A 5,073-nucleotide genomic window follows, 5' to 3' on the forward strand; every position below is an offset into this window, starting at 1 on the left:
TTTGTTATATTAATATAAGAATAATTAATAAGGAGATTTTACGGATGAAAAAGAAATTAATAATTACATTGGTGGTAGTACTAGTAGTTTGTGGAGCAGGTGGAATTATTGCAATGAATTCAATGGATAAAGTAGGAGCAAGTAGTAAGGTTAATACAGCTACAAAAACGTCAACAGATGTAAAACAAAATAATAAAAAAGATATAAATGCTAATGAGCAAGCGACAGTTACAAAAAGTACAGATTCAAGTACAGAAGCATCTCAGCAAAATAGTAGCCCATCCCAAAATCAAAATGGAGCTACAATAAATCAAAATAATAAAGCTACAACAAATCCGAAAAACACAAATCAAGGAACTCCAGTAGCAGTTACAAATGGAGTAAAATCAACTAGTCAAGAAAATACGAGCAAAAATACAAGTAATGCTACACAAAGTTCTTCTTCTAATAATAATGAATCTATGAATAATAATGAATCTATGGAGTTAGATAGTTTATTAAATAATTTATATACTAGTTCTTGGCATCAAATAAGAGCTATAGATAGTTCATTTGATAAAAATGGTGAAACAGGTCAGTTATTTGATCTTATACAATTTGTAGTAACACCTGCAGCTATAAAACAAAAATATGGAATAGATAATTTAGCTAAAGCAAATTTAAAGGCAACGATTGTAAAAACACAACAACCTAAAAACAATAACATAATATGGATAAACATGGGTGGAGTTGATCCGAAATTAGAAGGCTATTATGATGAGATAACTCTAGCTTAATATTTGAAAAAAATCTCATTAAAATTTTAATGAGGTTTTTTAGAAGGTGATGGAGATAAAATGAAAGATAATTTTTTGAAAAAATATCAAGTGGTAACTTTAATAGTAATTCAAAGTTTAATAGGGTTATCTATATTAGGAGATATACATAATAAAAAAATTTATTTAGGTATAAATAAACAGGAGATAATAGGGACTATAATAACTAGTTTAATAATTCTCTTTATATATGTATATATAATTAAAAAGTTTTGGATAATGAAAAAACGATTAGAGTATAAAATTTTTATATTGTTGAATGGTTTATATTTGTTAAATATTTTAATAAATAGCTATAGAATAATATTTTCTCCTAAAATAATAAATGTTAATTTAATAATAAATATAATTTTTGTTATCATGTTAATTGGAAATATTATTTTAATCCTTACATATAACAGAAATGCGAAAAAACTTGAAAATAGAAATGTAGTATTTGAGGAGGAAAGATGAAAAGAGTATTATTAAAAAAATATCAAATAATTATAATAGTTTTAATCCAAATCTTATTTATAATAGCAAGTTCACAAAAGATACTAGATAAAACTGTTATATATATGCCAGTTTTGAAAGAGACATTTTCAATAAACAGTATATTAAAGTTACTATTAATATTAATTGGAAGTTATATATATATATCAAAAAAATATTGGGATTTAAAAGAATATATGATATATAAAGTCTTTGCTATATTGAATATGATATTTATATGTGAAATGATATTTAAGTTTATGATTTTAATTTATATTAAACAAGATGAAGTAGCTAAAGTTAATTTTTTATTGAGTATAGGAATATTAGTATTTCTTATTTTAAATTTAGTTTTATTTATTACATATAATAGAAATGTGAAGAAACTTGAAAATAGGAATGTAGTATAATAAATAAGTATTATCTAAAATAGAATCAATAGCAGATGAGTTATAAAGAGTAAATTGATAAGTGTTTAACGAATGTAGAGTTAGTATCATATTTTACTGGGTTAACAACTATAATTTCAAAAGCGCAAACAGTAAATGATAGTAGTGAGCATGGTGCAGATTTAGAAGATATATATATGGAAATTATATCAGTATTAACTAATATAAAAAATTATGCAAGTTCTTTAGAGGAAGAAGCAAGTCCTTATATAGAAGATTTTATGGCGATTATGGAATCACTATAATAATTTAAGAGAGGTAAAAGAGTTTAGAGAAAATTCTCTAAACTTTTTTATTAATGGAATTATTAAGTGTCATTCGAAGAAGTTTAAAATATAAAAAACAAAATGATATTAAACTTAATAAAATTATTATAATTATTAAGAAAAATATTATAAGTAGCATTATTACTTTAGAAATAGTAGTATTAGAAACAAAAAAATATACTGAAGCTAAAAACATTTCAATATAAAAAAGGTAAATTACCATATTAAATAAAAGTTTAATTTTAGAAATACACTTTTTAAAAAAAGTAAAATTAAGCTTTAAAAAAGTTAAAAAAATTTTTCTAGGCATAGATATTTCCTCCTAAAGTGGTATTATATAATTAAAATATAAAAAGGAGATCCTACATGATAAAAAAATATCAAGTATTAATATTAATTATATTTGAAATACTAAGTATTAGTGTAATTATACCTACAATTTTTATAAAAAAAAATATAGAGTATATAAAAATTAATAATATAGTATTAATAATGCCATTAATTATATTAGGAATATATATATATATCAAGAAAATTTTGGAAGATAAACAATAAGATATATAAGATATTTTCGATATTAAATGTTATATATATATTAAATATTATTGGAAATATTATAATGAAGGAAATACTTCACATATCACTAAGAAATGTACCAATAACTAATATACCAATAGTAATATTACTAATAGGAAATATTATTCTATTAATTAGGTATAATAAGAATGTACAAAATCTTAAATATAAATTAGATACGTAACATAATAATCAATGAGTTACTTAAATATAGGGATTCACAAACATTTAACGTGGTTGTGAATCTTTTTTAATTAAGAAAAAACTATATATATGGAAATAAAACCATAAAAATGTAATTAAAACGTCATATAAGAGTAATTCATTTGTAATTATAAAGAAAATAATAGGAGTAGAATGAAATAAAGAAAATAAATATAAAGGAGTTTATAGATATGAAAATAGGATATGTAACATTTGAACAATTACCTTACACAGATATAGTATCAGGACCATCATGGAATTATGATTTTGTAGGACAGCTATATAGAGGAACAATGGTTAATATTCTTAATAGCCAAGATGGATGGTATGAAATTAATTATAATGGTGGAACAGCATGGATACTTGAGTATAGAGTAACTTTATTTAATAGTATGCCATTAGTTGGAACATTAGTACCTTCATATAATGGAGATGGATACACATACACAGATGTAGTAGCAGGACCATCATGGCCGACTAAAACTCTAGGAACGATAAGTTGTGGAACAACAATTAATATTGTAAATACTGAAAATGGATGGTTTGAATTTGAATTTAATGGTGGAACAGCATGGGCACCAGTATATAGATTTAGAAATCCATTAGGATATATAGATTTTAATGTAGGATATACGTATATACAAACAGGAGCATCATGGAATAATGATACAGCAGCAGGTGTATTATATAATGGGGTCAATGTAACTATAATAGGAAATTCAAATGGATGGTATGAAATTGATTATAATGGCGGAACAGCGTGGGTTTTAGAAGATAGGGTAACTTTATTTAATGGAATACCAGCTTATGGACAATTACAAAAATCATATAATGGAGATGGATACACATATACAGATGTAAAATCAGGACCATCGTGGAATACAGAGTATTTAGGAACTTTAAGTTGTGGTGTAGAAATAGAAATATTAGGAGCAAGTAGTGGATGGTATGAAATTGCCTATAATGGATCGACAGGTTGGATTCCAACATATAGAGTAAATAAAAGTTTAGAAGGAATTTCAACAGGTAGTGGATCATCAAGTAGTAGTGGAAGCTCTTCTAGTGGAAGTGGCTCGACTGGTAATACTGGAGGGAGTACATCATCAGGAAGTGGGAATAGTGGATCTACAGGACCAGCACCTAAGCCAAATCCAGATATATTAGCAGTTCAAAGATGGTTAAATGAAAACTATATTGGAAAAGATGGATTTCAAGCTATTTCAGAAAATGGAATTACAGGATGGGAAACAACAAATGCATTATTAGTTGCATTTCAAATAGAGTTAGGAATCTCATCAAGTACAATTGAAAATGAAATAAATACAGGAATTTATCAGTTTGGAAGTGCAGAAATTGCAGGATGTCCGACGTTAAGTACAAGTACAGATTTAAATACACAAGAATTACAGAATATTGCTATGATATTAAAAGGTGGATTCTATTGTAAAGGAATAAATCCAGGCGAATTTACGCCAACATTCAGTTCAGATACAGCAGAAGCTGTAAATCAGCTTCAAGAATGGGCAGGAATATCTCAAACCGGAGTAGCAACATACTTAGAGTTTAGAGCAGTATTATCAATGGAAACATTTAGAGTTATAGGAAATGGAGATCCTATAGTAAGAGAGATACAACAATCTATAAATAATAAATACGCAAATGATATGGAACAATTAATTCCATGTGATGGAATTATAAATAGAACAATGCAATCAGCTTTATTATTTGTATTAGAAATGCAAGATGGATTTCCGGTACAAGCTTGTAGAGATGCATTAAAACCAGTTAATTTTGGGTATTTTGCACCAAATCTATTAACAAAAACACCAAATATAAATGTTGGTGATTCAGGAGAAAATGTTTTATTATTACAACAAACATTATATTGTAATGGATTTAAAGGTGTTCAACTGACATCAAACTATGATGAAGCAACACAAGAAGGTGTAATAGGATTTAAAAAAGAAATGGATTTAGAACCAGGACTTGAAGTAACAGGTGAGACATGGGAATCTCTTTTAACAAGTCATGGATATAGTGGAAGACCAGCTAAAGCATGTGACACAGCACAAACATTAAGTTTAGCTGATGCACAAGCATTAAAACAAGCAGGATATCAAATAGTAGGAAGATATTTAACAGACAAATTTGCAATGACATCAAGTGAAATAGCAAATATATTTGAAGCTGGATTAAGTATATTTCCAATATTCGAGACAGATGGAATTTTTGCAGGATACTTTACAAAAGAACAAGGTGTAACAGATGCAACACAAGCAATAAATGCAGCAA

At 26.4% G+C, this 5,073-nt stretch carries 4 protein-coding genes; all 4 read left to right on the forward strand.

What is annotated here, in order from left to right:
* Window positions 1-44: 44 nt before the first annotated feature.
* Window positions 45-776, forward strand: a complete 732-nt coding sequence (locus tag ACRDDY_RS12260; RefSeq protein WP_438565234.1) for a hypothetical protein — start codon at window positions 45-47, stop codon at window positions 774-776.
* Between the two features lie 60 nt (window positions 777-836).
* A complete protein-coding gene (locus ACRDDY_RS12265; protein WP_438565235.1) occupies window positions 837-1,268 on the forward strand; it encodes a hypothetical protein in 432 nt (143 codons plus the stop codon).
* Complete coding sequence (locus ACRDDY_RS12270) at window positions 1,265-1,696, forward strand: hypothetical protein (protein ID WP_438565236.1); 432 nt, start codon at window positions 1,265-1,267, stop codon at window positions 1,694-1,696. The genes ACRDDY_RS12265 and ACRDDY_RS12270 overlap by 4 nt, the downstream gene beginning before the upstream one ends.
* A 1,276-nt stretch (window positions 1,697-2,972) precedes the next feature.
* Window positions 2,973-5,073 (forward strand): SH3 domain-containing protein (locus ACRDDY_RS12275; RefSeq protein ID WP_438565237.1); only part of this gene is annotated, 2,101 nt, incomplete at its 3' end.

Source organism: Clostridium sp., from assembly GCF_051656525.1.
In the GTDB taxonomy this organism is placed as follows: Bacteria; Bacillota; Clostridia; order Clostridiales; family Clostridiaceae; genus Clostridium.